At 51.2% G+C, this 15,897-nt stretch carries 11 protein-coding genes; 6 read left to right on the plus strand and 5 right to left on the minus strand.

What is annotated here, in order from left to right:
* Positions 1-9: 9 nt before the first annotated feature.
* From drmA to drmC, 3 genes are read left to right on the plus strand one after another with little or no spacing between them, the layout of a single operon-like run.
* The gene (gene drmA / locus L6D63_RS11255) at positions 10-4,044 is read left to right on the plus strand and encodes a DISARM system helicase DrmA (RefSeq protein ID WP_131671554.1); all 4,035 of its coding nucleotides are present in this window, start codon (positions 10-12) and stop codon (positions 4,042-4,044) included.
* Between the two features lie 2 nt (positions 4,045-4,046).
* On the plus strand, positions 4,047-5,906 hold the full coding sequence (drmB, locus tag L6D63_RS11260; protein WP_131671553.1) for a DUF1998 domain-containing protein: 1,860 nt from the start codon (positions 4,047-4,049) through the stop codon (positions 5,904-5,906).
* 1 nt (position 5,907) lies between these two features.
* Entirely contained in the window at positions 5,908-6,669 is a 762-nt protein-coding gene (gene drmC / locus L6D63_RS11265; protein ID WP_046381948.1) for a DISARM system phospholipase D-like protein DrmC, read from the plus strand.
* A 538-nt stretch (positions 6,670-7,207) separates the two neighbouring features.
* Here the strand turns inward: drmC and L6D63_RS11270 are convergent.
* Positions 7,208-7,504: a helix-turn-helix domain-containing protein gene (locus L6D63_RS11270; RefSeq protein WP_046385161.1), complete on the minus strand. Its 297-nt coding sequence runs from the start codon at positions 7,502-7,504 to the stop codon at positions 7,208-7,210.
* Positions 7,505-7,592: 88 nt separating this feature from the next.
* On the opposite strand from L6D63_RS11270, the gene L6D63_RS11275 reads away from it, so the two are divergent.
* The 3 genes from L6D63_RS11275 (at position 7,593) to L6D63_RS11285 (ending at position 9,832) form a co-directional block, all read left to right on the plus strand.
* Positions 7,593-8,063 carry a hypothetical protein gene (locus L6D63_RS11275; RefSeq protein ID WP_046381946.1) on the plus strand — a complete coding sequence of 157 codons (471 nt, stop codon included), beginning with the start codon at positions 7,593-7,595 and terminating at the stop codon, positions 8,061-8,063.
* A gap of 101 nt (positions 8,064-8,164) precedes the next feature.
* On the plus strand, positions 8,165-8,392 hold the full coding sequence (locus L6D63_RS11280; protein ID WP_046381945.1) for a BPSL0761 family protein: 228 nt from the start codon (positions 8,165-8,167) through the stop codon (positions 8,390-8,392).
* Positions 8,393-8,635: 243 nt separating this feature from the next.
* Positions 8,636-9,832 carry a ComEC/Rec2 family competence protein gene (locus tag L6D63_RS11285; protein ID WP_131671552.1) on the plus strand — a complete coding sequence of 399 codons (1,197 nt, stop codon included), beginning with the start codon at positions 8,636-8,638 and terminating at the stop codon, positions 9,830-9,832.
* 79 nt (positions 9,833-9,911) lie between these two features.
* On the opposite strand, the gene L6D63_RS11290 is transcribed toward L6D63_RS11285, so the two are convergent.
* The 4 genes from L6D63_RS11290 to L6D63_RS11305 are packed head-to-tail and all read right to left on the minus strand — an operon-like array spanning position 9,912 to position 15,783.
* Positions 9,912-10,343, minus strand: coding sequence for a hypothetical protein (locus L6D63_RS11290; RefSeq protein WP_082107709.1), 432 nt, complete (start codon positions 10,341-10,343; stop codon positions 9,912-9,914).
* The gene (locus tag L6D63_RS11295) at positions 10,336-12,387 is read right to left on the minus strand and encodes an integrase (protein WP_231589859.1); all 2,052 of its coding nucleotides are present in this window, start codon (positions 12,385-12,387) and stop codon (positions 10,336-10,338) included. Before L6D63_RS11295 ends, L6D63_RS11290 begins: the two co-directional genes overlap by 8 nt.
* Positions 12,384-14,315, minus strand: coding sequence for a hypothetical protein (locus L6D63_RS11300; protein WP_131671551.1), 1,932 nt, complete (start codon positions 14,313-14,315; stop codon positions 12,384-12,386). The genes L6D63_RS11295 and L6D63_RS11300 overlap by 4 nt, the downstream gene beginning before the upstream one ends.
* Entirely contained in the window at positions 14,305-15,783 is a 1,479-nt protein-coding gene (locus L6D63_RS11305) for a site-specific integrase (protein ID WP_131671550.1), read from the minus strand. Before L6D63_RS11305 ends, L6D63_RS11300 begins: the two co-directional genes overlap by 11 nt.
* Between the last annotated feature and the right edge of the window lie 114 nt (positions 15,784-15,897).

Genomic DNA, 15,897 nt, shown 5'->3' on the forward strand with positions numbered 1-15,897 from the left:
GGGAGAAAGATGCAGGCAGGTACTGAAGTCAAACAACCCAATGCATGGATCGCCATTGACCATGGTCTTGCCTCCGATGCAACGCTGGCACCCTACACGCTGCGGCTAAAAGGCGAGCGATCGCTGCATCAAGCCATCGCTGACGACGATTGGGTATTGATTCTGAACACAGCAGGCTACATCACGCGGGTCGGGCGGGTACTGCGGGTCCGCTCTGATCTGGCAACCACCACGATTTTCTTCGATCGCATGTTGTTGGTTACTCCGGCAGTCTCGATTGGTCTGTCATCGCTCACCCCGCCATCTACAGGCAGCGTTGGCCGTATTCAATGGACGGGTTTCCTTGAGTCGCTCCCGAAGGCATTACACAAGACCATCGCTGAAGTACCAGTGATTGGTTCTGATGACAAGTCACCTTCGTATCAGCAGGAGCTCGCCTATATCCGCGAGTTGCTGCAACTGGCCGTGATGGACGACCTGCTAGGCCCGGCTGGCGGCCCCCATGAACGCATTGTCGATATGGGTGTACGCGACCGCTACCTGGTCGGCAAACTGGCCCCGCGTGAGACTGCACAGGGCGGCATTGAGGGACTGGACGGGCCCTTGGCCAATGACGACGCCGAAGAGCCCATGGAGGCAAAGGTGCCCGGACGGCACGAACCCGGTGCGGAGTTTGGAACAGCTACCGGGCGTGTGGACCCGGAGTCGGACTCAGCTGACGAGATTGATGCCGCCAGCAACCAGTCGCTGGTGCCCAGCAGCCTGGGCATGACCTTCTGCGTGGATGGTGATGCCGATCGGATTGAGATCGAAGCACTCTGGGGTCGGTACGAGCGCACTAACGAGCACGAGATATTCCGCACCCGCAAGAATAAGGAAACCGGTGCCGAAGTGCAGACCAAGGCCAAGGTCTGGCAACGCATTCCCTGTGGCGGCAAGATCGTGCTGCCGCTGACCGAAGGTGTGATTCCGCATCAGGCACCTGACAACGAGTTTCCTGAAGTTCGTGTGCAGGGCTCCATTCGGGCCAAGAATGCCAATGGCGATCGGCTGGTCACGTTGTTCCTGGTGAATGCACAGGAGGAGCCAAAAACCAACCGCGATACGGCGTGGGTGTTCCAGCCCGAACTGATCGTTCGTTCTGAGAGGGATGCCGCCAAGCGAGCCATCTTCCGGCGCAGGCCAGTGCTGGACGCAGACGGCATGGACCCCGAGCGTGAAGCGCTGGAGATGATCTACCGTAACCGTGTGGAATTCGCCGTGGGGCATGGCGTTGCCGTCCATGCCGAAACCGCAGACGATGTGACGCTGGCTACCGAAGTACGCACCACGGTGATGCCGCAGTACGAAGTGCAGGTAACGGAGACGCCCGGTCTTGATCCATCCGATCGCCCGGCGATGCGCGAAATGATCAGCAGTGGCTTGCTCGATATGCAGCAGCTGGCGACTTTGGAGATAGGCCCGCTCGTTGATGCCTTGAGCATGATGACTAAAGACTACGCCGCGTGGATTGATGAACAGCGCGCTCGCGTAGGGGCCGAGGTCACCGGCTACGACACCCAGGCGCAACAAGCGACAGACCGTTGCCAGGAGATCCACGCACGCCTGCAGCAGGGTATCGACACGCTGAGAAGCAATGAGAAAGCGCTGGCTGCGTTCCGGTTTGCCAACCGATCTATGGCCACACAACGCGTGCGCAGCCAATACGCGCTGGCCATGCGCCGGGGCGAGGATGTAACCATCGGCAAGTTCGATGTACTGAAGAACCGCAGTTGGCGTCCATTCCAGTTGGCGTTTCTGCTGCTCTCGATCCCGTCGCTGGCAGATCCGAGCCATCCGGATCGTGTTGAGCCTGTCGAGGCCTACGCCGATCTGCTGTGGTTCCCCACCGGTGGCGGCAAGACCGAAGCCTATTTGGGCGTGGCGGCCTTCACCATGGCCATTCGGCGCATGCAGGGCAATCTCGGCGGGTATGACAGCTCCCGCGGTTTGGCCGTGATTATGCGTTACACACTGCGCTTGCTGACGCTACAGCAATTCCAGCGCGCCACCGCATTGATTTGCGCAATGGAAGTGTTACGGCGAGAGGCGCTCGACAAGGGCGACAAATCCCTCGGCACGGAGCCTTTTACCATCGGCCTCTGGGTTGGTAACAAGGTCACACCGGGCACGACTGAGGACAGCCACCGAGCCATTGAGGATATGCGTAATCCCGGCAAATACAACGCCGGAACGGCATCACCCGCGCAGCTTACTAGTTGCCCATGGTGTGGTTCGGAAGTGGCTCCCGGACGGGACGTGGAGGTCGATAAAGGTTCTGGCCGTACATTCGTCTACTGTGGAGACAAGAAAGGCCGCTGCGATTTTTCCAAGGGCAAATCCAGCAAGCAAGCGCATCCCGGAATTCCAGTTTTGGTCGTGGACGAAGAGATCTACCACCGCCCACCCACCATGATGATCGCCACCGTGGACAAGTTCGCCATGATGGCGTGGCGTGGTCAGGTGCGCACGCTGTTTGGCCGCGTGGGGCAGGAATGCGAGCGTCACGGCCTGCTCTGGCAAGGTGCCGATTGCAATGGCAATCACAAAGCAGGCAAGGGGCTTCCTTTATCGAAGGTGAAGACCATTAAATCGATACGCCCACCTGACTTGATCATTCAGGATGAATTCCACTTGATCAGTGGGCCACTAGGCACCATGGTGGGCCTATATGAGACCGCTGTGGATGAACTGTGCGGTTGGACGCTCAATCGCAAGACGGTCAAACCGAAAGTCATCGCCTCTACGGCGACGGTGCGCAAAGCCAAGGAGCAAGTAAACAACGTCTTCATGCGCCGAGTTTCGGTGTTTCCGCCGCACGGCCTAGACGTGGAAGACAACTTCTTCTCGGTGCAACGACCAATCGCAGAGAAGCCGGGACGACGCTATCTCGGGGTGTGCTCACCCGGCAGTTCACGCCCCGCAATGTTGATCCGCGTCTACACCGCGTTCTTAACGGCAGCACAGGAGCTGTTCGACCACTTCGGCGAGCCTGCTGACCCGTACATGACCATGGTCGGCTACTTCAATTCCCTGCGTGAGTTGGGTGGGATGAAGCGCTTGGCAGAGGACGATGTGCAGACACGTTCCTACCGTGTGCAAATGAGCATGGTCGAGCGGCCCGCACTGGCGCAACGCAGCATCAGCAATATTCGCGAGCTGACGTCTAGGGTATCAAGTCAGGATATTCCCAAGTACCTCGACAACCTGGAGATCAAGTTCAAATCCGAGTTCGACACTGCAACCGGCAAGTACGTGACCCGCTGGCAGGAGGGCGATACGCGCGCCATTGATGTCGTGCTAGCGACCAATATGCTGTCCGTAGGGGTCGACGTGAACCGACTCGGTCTGATGGCAGTGAACGGGCAGCCCAAAGGAACAGCTGAATACATTCAGGCCACCAGTCGTGTCGGGCGTTCCTTTCCGGGCTTGGTCTGCACGGTGCTGACATGGGCTAGACCGAGGGACCTGTCGCACTACGAAACTTTCGAGCATTACCACGCCACGTTCTACAAACACGTCGAGGCGCAATCGGTAACGCCATTCTCGCCACGAGCGATGGACCGTGGTTTGACAGGCGTGATGCTGAGTTTGATGCGCCTTGAGAACGATGTCTTCAGCCCGAACGAAGGCGCTGATCAACTGAGCATGTCCAATCAGGCCGAGATGAATGATGCCATCAAGGTATTGGCGACTCGTGCAGGCAATGTCGCTGAAGACAACTCACGCAAGCAGTTGACTGAGACCGAGTTGAAAGAGCGCGCAGACGAATGGGCGAAAGAGGTCAGCAAGGGTGGACGGATCTTGGCATATGAGAAACGTGGCCCCGAAAAAGATAAGACCGTTGCTTTGATCAAGTCGCCAGGACTTCAAGCCTGGGACAACTGGACCGTGCCGATGTCAATGCGGGAAGTGGAGCCCGGCGTACGCCTGATCATGAACACGAGCCATATTACGGACGATCACGATTGGAAGCCTCGTCCCGCAACGAAGGATGAGGATTGAACATGATTATCAACAACAAAACTCCAGTTGGAGAAGTACGCCCAAGCCAATTGCTGTGGACCTATGGGCCCGGAGCTCTGATCGACTTGCCGAGCCTGTCAGTAGTGACGCTGGGTATCGACAGATGGGAAAAAGATCGTTGCCAGCCGATTAAGGAGGCACGCCTGCTCGCTGCTGTTCGGAAGTATCTGGGCGCGCAGGTCGAAAACCTGCGGATGCCTCCATTCCATAAAAGTGAACTCGTCGATGTCTGGTCGGCAGAGGCCAACATCGGCGTTCCTGTTCGGCCATTCCCGCGCTGGATGCGCTGCGTGAAGTGCGGCCTGCTGTCACCCTTTGATGCCGGTCTGTTCGAGATCAAGGAGAACCGCTTCAGGCCGGAGCGAACCCGCTTTGTGCACAAAGGCTGCCGAGGCTCCAAAGGCGACCAACCTGCGAAGGACGCGGATGCCGTACCCGCGCGCTTCCTGCTGGCCTGCCGCGACGGCCATCTTGATGACTTCCCTTGGCACTACTTCGTCCACGGCGGTAACAGTTCGTGCAAAGGCACACTGCGTTTCTTCGAGAGCGGCGCGTCGCTGCAAACGGAAAATCTGTGGGTGAAGTGTGATGCCTGTGGAGCATCCAGAAGCATGGCGCACGCCTTTGGTAAAGCCGGAAAAGAGAATCTGCCGGCTTGTCGAGCGCGTCACCCCCATCTGGACCACTTCGACAACAAATGTGACGAGGAAGCGCGTGCGGTTCTGTTGGGTGCCACGAATAGCTGGTTTCCGATAACGCTTTCAGCGCTCGCAATTCCTCAAACCAAGGACCCCCTCAGTCAACTGATCAAGGATGGCTGGGAGTTTTTCGAAGATTTGGATTCCGAAGCCGAGGTGGCGGTGACGGTCAAAACGCTCAAAAAGACCGGGGCGCTGCCAGGAATCGACAAATATCCGGCGGCGTCGATCTGGTCGGCCATTGAGGAGCACCGCAAAGACGGCGGACAGGGGGCCGTGAGTGAGACCGACATCAAGGGGCCCGAGTGGAATGTGCTGACAGAGGCCAATCCGCCCACGGACTACCCGCACTTCATGAGCAAGAAAGTCGGCACGCCACCGGGATTTGGAGGCCATATCGGCCGAGTTTTGCTCCTTGAGCGATTGCGCGAGGTGAATGCTCTGCTGGGCTTTACTCGGGTCGAGGCACCCGAGGAATCTGGCGCCCCCAATGAACGCCCACAAATGGCCAGTCTGTCGCGTAGCAGACCAGATTGGGTGCCAGCGAACCAAGTTCATGGCGAAGGAATCTTCGTTCAGTTTAACGAAGCCGCGCTCGTCAAATGGGAGGCTTTGGATGGTGTAAAGAAGGTCGATCAGATGCTCCGTGGTGGCCATAAGGGATGGCGCAATTCGCGTCATCTAGACCCGAACGAAGGCTACCCTGGCATTCGTTATGCGATGCTTCACACGCTCTCCCATTTGCTGATTCGAGAGTTGGCGCTGGAATGCGGATACAACGCCGCGAGCATTCGAGAGCGCATCTATGCCAACACATCAGGCGATAGCCCGCAGGCGGGAGTCCTCATTTACACCGCTGCTGCTGACTCGGATGGAACCTTGGGTGGCCTCGTCGATCTTGGCAAACCAGAAAACCTTGGTCGCCTTCTGGAACAAGCACTGAATCGTTCGAAGATCTGCTCATCAGACCCGCTCTGCTCAGAACACGACCCAGAAAAAGATCGCTCTTTGCATGGGGCTGCATGCCATGCGTGCTCTCTAGTGGCGGAGACCTCCTGCGAGCGGGGCAATCGCTACCTGGATCGATCGCTGCTAATACCAACACTCGAACGTACCGACGCCGCTTTCTTCAAGGGTTTCTGACATGGATGAACTATTGGATGCTATTGCAGCATTGGTCTTTCTGGTATCGCCTGAAAAGGTAAAGGCCATTGCCGCTCGCGTTCGTAGAACCGAAGCCAACAAGGCCGCGACTGCATTGCTGAGCGTGGTGGGAACCCCTCTGGCCAGCACCGTGGTCGAGCAACTTGTGGCAGCCTGGCGAAACATTGATGTCGATTCAGATGAACTGGCATCAATGCTACTTGCTGCCAGCCACGTTTACACCAAAGCAGCTTCTGAGCAATCCAGCGAACTCGTATGGACTGGTCCGACGACTCCTTTCGTATCGGCTCGTAGAACAGAGCAAGCGCTTTTGCAGATCATCAACTCAGCTGAACTGTCTCTGTTCATTACTAGCTTCGTGGCCTACGACGTGTCGACCATCGTCAAAGCACTGAACGCGGCAAATGATCGCGGGGTTGTCATCTCAATGCTGCTCGAATTGTCCCAGGATCACGGCGGGAGCATCACATTCGACGCGATAGGCAAGATGAGGACGCTGGTACCCGCTGCCAGACTCTACGCTTGGCGTGAAAAGTCCGATCCGTTTTCCGACGGCCGAGTCCACGCCAAAGTCGCCGTAGCCGACGGCAGAATGTGTTTCATCACCAGCGCGAATCTCACTGGACACGCCATGGAAAAGAACATGGAGGCTGGCGTGCTGATTTCTGGTGGACGAATAGCGAAGTTGCTTGATGAACACCTGCGCTCACTCGTCGACACGAAAATTGTCTCCCTGGTTTGAAAATGCTACGCGTGAGCAGCCCTTTTGTTGAATCGCCCTTGGTTCCGTACACACCTCCGAGCTTCATGATGAAGCCCAACAGGAGGTGTCTCGGGTCGTCTGCGTTCCCACAATGATTTCAAGATAGATGCGGTCAAGCTGATCAGAGCTCTAGTTTTCGGAAGACTCTGTGTCATAGATTCCGGCCATTACCCCTACAGGTTCGGCAGTGCGGCCGGTCTGAGTAGCGACCCGCATGAACAGCTCTTGATTGGACGACTTTATGCCAGCCAGAGCACATGCTTCAGCTTCAAACTGAGCGCGCATCTGCCACTTCAGGGTTTTAACCTTCCTTCGGCCTTTCATAAATACTCCAGAGTCTGCTCGATATACGCCTCACACTGAGGAGGATGAGTCCGTAGAGACGTATCCTATTCCGATGCAGTATCGATAGAAACATGACATGAACGCTTGAAGAGACCTTCACCTCGTTGGTTCGATTACTTGATTTAACCTACAGACCAATAATCGGATCAACAGTCCTCGCCGGAGCGTCCAGCTAATCGTCGTTGCTGTCTCCGTTCGCAGCGATCAGTTCAGAACGAATCCTGGCAATCAGATCGTCGATCGACAGTGTGTTATCGAGCGTTAGGTAGTAGGTCGTCAGCAGAGTCAGTGGGTGCACCGATAGCGCCGAGGCAATTTCGTTAACTTTGTCCAAAGTGGGATTTTTGAGCCCACGCTCCAGCGTACTAATGTACGTTCGGCTGCTTACGGTCGAGAAGGCTTCCTGAGACAACCCAGCCCGCATCCGATAGCGCTTTAACGTAATCCCAAAGGCTTTTCCCAGCTCCATCGATACGTCCCACAAAAGGAACGATAGAGCCGCATTGCACACCATAGAGCTACAATCTATAGTGTTCATTTCATAAGGAAAACTGTTCGTGTTGGTGACATACGCACAGGCTGAGGTTCCTTTGGGGCTCATGGCCAATAAGCCAGAGATACGCCATTGGCGCTATGCAGAGCTCTCATTCAATAGTATTTGGCTTTACGTTTCGATCGGCTATGTACGCTCGGGACACCAGCGCCAATGCACGCTGCTTATGCCTGAGCTACGCGAGTTCGAGCAGTTGCTCAATGATCGTGGTGACGCACAATGGATCGAAGATGTCATGGTCGTCAGTCCTGGAGACGTAAATGGAAGCGGGGCGTGGATGATGGAGCGACTCGCTACGCTAGTAGAAAAGATCAACCAAAAGAATGGGGAATTCGTTTACATCTATGTGCTGGAGAATGGTAAGCGGTATACGGAGGCCGAAATGATCCAAAGTGCCAAACTCAAAGATGAGCGAATCATTTACCAATCGAGTCATCACCTTACCGGCGCTAAGCCTATTTTTTCACCGGAGTAGACTCCGGTACGAAGCGCAGTCATTGCAAAGCAAACGTTACGCGCCGAAGGTAGCAAAGCCACAGCTCATAGGTTAAGGGCCCAGCTCTGTTTGGAGGTGAAATGACAATGCCGCACGAGCGTACCCGCTCAGTGATCCAAACCCGCGACTTTCTGATCGAGCTATCCCGCGACACATCACTACCTGAGCGCATTCGCCGTGATGCTAAATTTCTTTTACGCCACTACCCCACCAAAGAGGACATGCTCACGGCGAGCCGCATAGAGGAACGCACCAATTCATTATCTGGGCTTATGGGGCCCGTCTTTAGCTCAACGATTGTTGATTAACCCCGAGCACCCTGCCATGCACCCGACTGGATCATCCCGGCACATATCTTTAACCATGATCCACAGAGATCTGCTCGCTCGACACTGTCAAGGGCGCATGCAAAAAGTGGCCAATACGAATCCGTCAGGATTGGTTGGAGGTTAGGCCGATTTCAGAAGCTTATGTCAAAGTCACGACACGGCTGTGCTGTTCGGCTTATCATTAACAAGCCGCGACCCTAGATTCTGTGAATGGTGTGGAATATGTTGTTTTACGTCCAGCAGGTAAATAAGGAAAAAGGTTCTAAACTCCATCAAGTTGTGCTTGATTTCACAACCTATTCAGACCACCGAAGATTTGCTCAATTCCTCGACGGCCGAGCAACGTCAGATGGCTCGGTGCAAGGCAGTACTCCCTCAATGATCCGTTTTTCCTACGAACCTGACGGATACAGCAGTTTTCGAGAGGGATCATGGTATGAAATCGATATGAAAGCTTTTGATGGTGCTGAGTATGTGCCAGTCGAGATAGATGCTGCCGGCGGTTCATTCTTAGGTGCGGAATTGAAAAGCGTTCCTTGGAAAGCAGTCTCACGCTCCAAGAAACTTGCCTCCCCTCAAATCGCTACCGTTTCCACTGCTCCTATACAGTTCTTTGTCGATCCGAACCCAACAGGTTCAATCACTCTTACAGTTGTGGACTGCGGGCATGCGAATTGGAATGAAATCGAAACTCCAAGTGACAGAATCATTTACGATGTTGGAGCTAGTCGCTATTTCACCAAGGCTATGGTCAGAGATGTAATTGTCAGCCGCAAAATCGGTACTGAAAAGCGGCCTATATGTCTGTTCATTAGTCACTGGGACGTTGATCACTACTTAGCGCTGCTTGAGTTCAACCCCGTCGAACTTTCCAAGTTGCGCAATGTAGTGGTTCCAAGTCAGATCCCCAATACAGCCACTTTTGCGCGTGTTTGCCAACTATTAGCTGACAACAACGTGCCTTTAACAGCAATCCCGCCCGCTGCAAGACCTGCTAACTCTTCCCGTGTGATTGCCCTAGTACAACACTGGCGCCAAGGCGCCTTTACACTATTTCGTGCCACATCTGGACGTGCTCGTAACCAGACAGGTATTGTGCTCGGAGTTCAAGGATCTAATCAGGTGGCATTGCTGACAGGGGATCACCATTACGACAAAGTACTGACAGCGTCGGCAAATGTAGCAAGCTATGGCAGAGCCTCTTGTGTTCTTGTAACACCTCATCATGGGGGAGCTGCAGGCAACGTTTCAACCAAGGACTGGCATAACGTCTTTTCATCGCTGACTACTCCAATATCATGTGGCGCCAATAGCTACGGCCACCCGCTAGATGAGGTGGAATCCACGCTGAACTCTATGCAGGCTGGAGTCCCGCCTTGGCGAACTGACCAGCAAGGCACATGGACCACGACATTGTGATTCCCAGCCTGGTGTATCAACGTCACTAATGGCCGAGATTGCACCTCGCTAGGGCAGAGCTCGGCCACGCCAATTTACGCTAGATTTCTCCGTTCCCATATTTCATGTGATCTCGAATGCTGACTACCCCACCATTCTTAGCTGACAGTTCTAATACCCTGATACGTTCCCAAAGCTGTAAATTCTGAGTGAGCACAAGGTCTCGTTGCGCTTCCGCCAATGCGAGCTTTCGTTCCAAATCCTTGGCTCTTTTTATATCGTGCTGCGACTTATTCCCGCTTGCTTCTCCATGTCTCTTGTTTTCATCATTACGGCATGACTCAATCTTCGCCAAAATAGGCAGATGTAATCTGCGGGATTTTTTCAGATACCCCCTATCGAAACCGGCTTCTAAACTAACAATGCTTGCGGTAATTTTTTTGAGGCTGAGTCCGACATGCTTCGATACTACCGGCTCCCCCTTAATAAGTCGCGCCAATGCCTCTTCGCAGGCTCGTAGACCGTCATTCATCGGATAGCCCTCGGCAAATCAGCCGTTTCTGGAAACTCTTCAATCGCTTGATCTCACCCTCTGTTATTTGGTGCTCTGCCGTGCCCGCGAAATACTTTCTAAGCTCACTTTCTGCTTCGTAGATAGCTTCAGAAATTTTATCTTTTTTTATAATGGCACCTTCACACGAGAGACACTCGGTATAATCCCCGAGCAGGAATGAGTCACAACGACCAAATTTGGTACAGCCGCCCAAAAGCGTAGAGCGATAACTCATTTCACCATTTTTTACACGAGCCGCAGTTTCAGCACGAAAATATTCGATACTAATTTCACCAGACTCAATACGTAGCTTCTGCTTCTCCAAGTAAGAGCCGGTACCACCGAACAATGGATTTTCCTTGAACAATACATCCGAGACAAGTTGATTGGCGATCGCCATAGGCATCCCCATCTGAAATTCGAGCGCTACATGACTGGCAGGCAACAGATATTCTTTCTTACTTGAATCGTAATACCCAAAAATGGTTTTGAGGTTCTCAAACCCATTACTATAATAACGCGACATCTCTATTGTCATATGTTTATACTGCGACTTTAAAGTTGGCAAAGATACAAACCCGCTATTGCTAGCATAAAATGCCAGTGAGCGACGAAACTGGTGGCTAGTTAACGGCCACGGTCGCCCCACCGAAAATTTAGATTCGTTATAAAAGTCTCGCCGAGTGTCAGTTTGGGAAAGCTCCTGTAAATCGGACGACTGGATCACGTGCATTTGGATTGATTCCAATTTCACCTTATTACCACTTACTCTTCCGACGCCAACCTCAGTCTTTCTGTAACTCAGTATTGCCGGATTGAGAAACAGAGGACAGTTTTCTTTTTCTAAGCCGTAATGTTTAGCGAGCCCACGACATATTGACTGAGCAACTTCTATAGCTCTTATCACCTCGTTTGGAGCGAGCCAGGACACCGACTTTCTATAACCTGAGAACTTTGAAGTAGTGGACAAAATATTTACTGATCTAGCTTCGTCCCGGGTAAAGCCACGATCATCGATTAAATCAACTCCAAAAACCTCATTAATCAAGCAGTCATAGGACATACGCATTACCTCGTCCTCGCGCATTCCCGTGTACAGTTGTAGCACGTGTTTAACCATACTTTGGATGCGTAGAAGAGCCCCACTCAGCAGCTTTTTATGCGCGCAGGCGAAGTCTCCAACGAAAACGTTACGTAAACCATGTATTTCAATCGCGTCAACCATGCTGGGCCGATAGCAGGCCTTCCCTCCCACACCCAGAGATTTTTGCCTGACATAGTGAATGCCATAAAATTCATCGCGAAACTCGGCTATGAATGCCTCAAAAACACCTACCCCTTGATAAACTTGATTTAGCAAATCGGACAGCGTGTTGATTAATTCAAGATAAATCCTAGTAGGTATAACTGGATGTTGCTTGTAAGCGACATTTGAAACTCGTAGATCAGCAGCACTAAGCACTCTATAGCCTAAGCGCTTCTCGCCTATATGAATTAAATTAAGAAGCAGTTGCGAAACTCTCGCCTGCGCGCTTTGGTGACCATTCAGCGACGCTATAAATGCGGCCATATAAATTGGCGTTGTCAAAATCTGTCTCAATGAGAGCACACCAACAGCTGGCTTCTGTTTTTGCAGGTAACAAAATCGCAAGATTGAAACAAGCGTGCGCCAATAACGAACAACCGTTGCCGGACCTAATTTTCCAAGACGCCCAGACCCAGAATAATAAATCAAGCAATACAAACTATATTTAATCTCACTGATCAAACTGCGTTGTTCAGGCCCGTCCGACTCAAACACCTTGCAGAAACTAATTTTATTAATTTTTTTTACACCTAGCCTGTATGGATTGAAGTCCCATACATCCCAATCATAAACAGCCGTTGGGTTTCCATGTTGATCTCGACACAGTACAAGATCGCCTCTCGGCTCACAATCAATCTCTGCAGATGAATAATTACTGTCAAATGAAAAAGATCCATTTCCGATATGTTCAAGGCATTTAATTTCCTCACTAATCAAAAGACTACTCCTAGCTTTTCATACCGCTGCAACCGACTTTCCCAAAACGGAGTGAGTTCCCCCAGTTCAAACACATTGACTCTTACGCTCTCCACCATATCCGACAATTCTATAGAGCGCCCACCAATAGAATCCACGATGAATTTAATTCTCATAAATAGATCCATGTACAATGAGTCTGCATGACTGTGGTCGCTCGCCGAGTGACGTACAGCTTCAACTACATACTGTAGACTCAGTAGCTTGTGCACATCTTCCTCATCTGAGTGACATAAGTAGTTTACGCAGTATAGGCACCCATACTGCTGCCGACAGTTTGGAGCGATCACAACAGCTCCGAGGCTGGAGTCAGCTTCTGGAAGATCAAATAATTTGCAATGCCCCGCAGCGGTAGCAACATTATCTTGAGAGGAAGACTCGCTACGGTCTCGGACCATCTGCGCCGCCTTACGTACGGCGCCCCAGTACTTATCTAGTTCGCCTTCCTGTTGCTCAATGGTGGCTTCGCCGTAAACCTTAACATTTATAGCTTCAGTGTGATTGAGAGAGTTCGCAACGATCTCTGGTGAAAAGCCAGCCGAGTGATGGACATTACTTTTATACTTACGAATCTTTCTAGAAGTAATATTCGGACAACTTGGATCAAGGTACGTGCCAGACACAGAGTCATAAAACGACTTTAAGGCGTTTGTCGCGCTCATCCTGGGAAAAATACGCATGGAGGTAAGCGCACTTACCTGCGGAAATGTGAAAAATAACTTTTCACACTCCCGACCATCAAGTATCCATTCCCGTAAAGCCAAATACTCACGAAGCAGAGGCAATCCTTCCTTCCGACCAATCACGTAACGGGTTTTTCTCCCATTGGCGCGAAATTTAATAGCAGTAAACTGCTTATTTACAACAGATTTTTCTACCTCAATAGCTTCTTCGTAGTCAAACTGTTCCAACTCAGCAGGTGATGCACCTGTTATAAGAAGGAGAAGCGCAGTATATGCTTTCATAGATAGCGCCGCCATGAGCATACGATCGTGGCACCGGCTATCTACGTTAGCATCTATCAGATTTGCATTTACACTTTTTAAGGTTGCGCGAGCGGCATCTAATCGAGGTCTTATAGCTTGTTTTATAGGGTGCGCCAAATACTCTTCAATCGTGGCTATTCGTCGCTTTTCTGCGTTGTAGCAAGGAGCACCGTTGCTAAATGGGCCGATTACCCCTTGATGAGAAGGAAATCTAACAACTTCATAGTCCCTAATCCTCACTACGCATGGATAACTTTCCCTATCGAGGAGAAATCTGCGAAAATTACGCGCTATAGCTAGACAAACGTCTTTGAAAAGTTCGACATCTGAGGACCGTGGCGGTCTTAGTGGTTCTCTAAGAGTAGGAATTGCTGGAGCGTTACTGAGTATATATTCACACTCTTCCGGACACTGCATTTTGACTATAGCCTGAAACACTCGCTGCACGCCATTAGCGTATTGCGGCGTGATTTTTCCATGCATCACCGAGTCATTGAGGTGGTTTGTATAAGATACATATGCAGCAGATGCTTGACGCCCATCGAGAAAGATTTCAATGTAACCATTGCTATTCAGCCAAACTAAAATACTTTCAGCATGGTACAAAAAATAGCGAATTGACGTATCCCTTAGTCCAATAAGTGAATCCAACAAGTTTACAACAAGCCCACGCCGACTTACTTCAAGAGATGATACATCCACAGCATTTCCCCGACCGCCTTTCAGATCAGCTTTGCTACTCCTCCTCAAATAGGCAAAGCTACCAATATCGATGGGAGCCTTTCTTACCTTAGAATCCTTCAGACGTAAACACAGGAGTTCAGGATGTAGAAAATCCTGCCCCAATTCGTCCACCGTTACAATAGTTGTATTACGGTAACTCAATAATTCATCAGTACTCATTTCGCCCATCCAGCTTGAGCTCATCGTACTGACCCCAGAATAAAACACCCTCGTAATGTTCTTGAGCGACAAAAATATCGGGAAGCATTTTAAAGAGTTGGAGGTAGTGCTCTGTCATTTCTCTGGATGCGTGATGCATCCGATCTTTGATAAATTCTATGACGTCCCCCGGACGCATAACCCCGGCCACAACAAGATCATTCAGCCGCTGGTAAAGTTGAAAAGCGAAGGTGGCGCGCAACCAGTGATAAGAAAAATCAAAAGGAAACCCTTCAGAAATTTTAGAAAGAAGTTTTCTTTTTATCGTATCAGTAACCTGACCTGTCGCTGGAGACTTAATTGCCTCGTAACGAGGGTCGTCTTTTGCCATGTAGTAGCAACCACCTTGATCCGAAAGAAACAGATAATAATCTTCCTTATCCATAGAGACTTCAGGAATTACATGAGCAAGATTTTTCTCAAATTTTAACCGGCGCTCGACCATCAAAGGACTATAAGCAAAAACCCTCAACTCTTCTGCTAGTTGTTTAGGAACATACAAGCGCTGGCTGCGACTTTTCTTTGTATCAATACCTGTTTTTGGGCCAGCATGTAGAATATAGCAACCATCGCCTTGCAGATTTTCTGGAACGAAAGACCTTAGGTGCTTTATCCGAAGGGTCAGTACTGTTTGCTTACGCGCCCCAGTCATCAATGAGGCCAACAAGATTAGGCGCTCTTGGGCCGACCACTCACTAGACTTCAGAGTGGACATCAACTTCCCTAATTCAAGATTGGTGAGAGGCCTTAAATCCTCACCAGACTCACGAACAAACCCCATTGGCACAGAATCTTTAGGGGGTTTAATACCCGTCTGACTTCTTTTCTCAGCCTTTATCATCCTAGAAGCGCCGTATGAGTTTTTAACTAAAAATCTTACATCGCTAACACTATCCACACGCCGCATATCTAAGCAGTGCCAATTAGCACTTACAAACTTATAGAAGTCATATACCACACCAGTGTACTGATTCACGACCGCCACACTACGCTTGCCGTTACTTAAAAGAAAAGCAAAGTATCTATACGTCGGTCGCAGTGCAGGGCGGCGGCCTGAGAAATCAAGCCAGTTCAGAGATTCAGTTTCACAGAACACTAAGTAGTCTAGCAACTTACTTGCTCGACGTCGTAGTTCATCTGAAGGTCTCATTTTAGAAACATTCAGCTCAGCAAGATGCCTTAAGTATGAATTCGCCTCTACCCAAGGTTCAGCGCTTGCATGGAATAAGAATGGAAAGTTGAATAAATCACCTCTTCCTTCCCATAAGCCGATCTCTGGAACCTTGCGAATCGCCTTGGATGCGGCTCCCTCAAGGGCAGCCTCGAAGCACTCTGGCGAAGGTGCCAGCACGTGCAGGGTGGCGAATGCATCTGCCATATGGTCAATAAGCACCATACGGCCTTCATGGCGTGGATTAGAATAGGACATGGCTCACTCCAAACGGGGTGAGTCGATCTTATCCATTCATGAAATATGGCCCCACTCTACTCGGGCGCGATGCTCACTGGCGGAGTAGCGCTTCAATTTCCTGCACCAAAGGTG

Origin of the sequence: Pseudomonas parakoreensis (genome assembly GCF_021602155.1) — a bacterium.
Lineage (GTDB): Bacteria > Pseudomonadota > Gammaproteobacteria > Pseudomonadales > Pseudomonadaceae > Aquipseudomonas > Aquipseudomonas parakoreensis.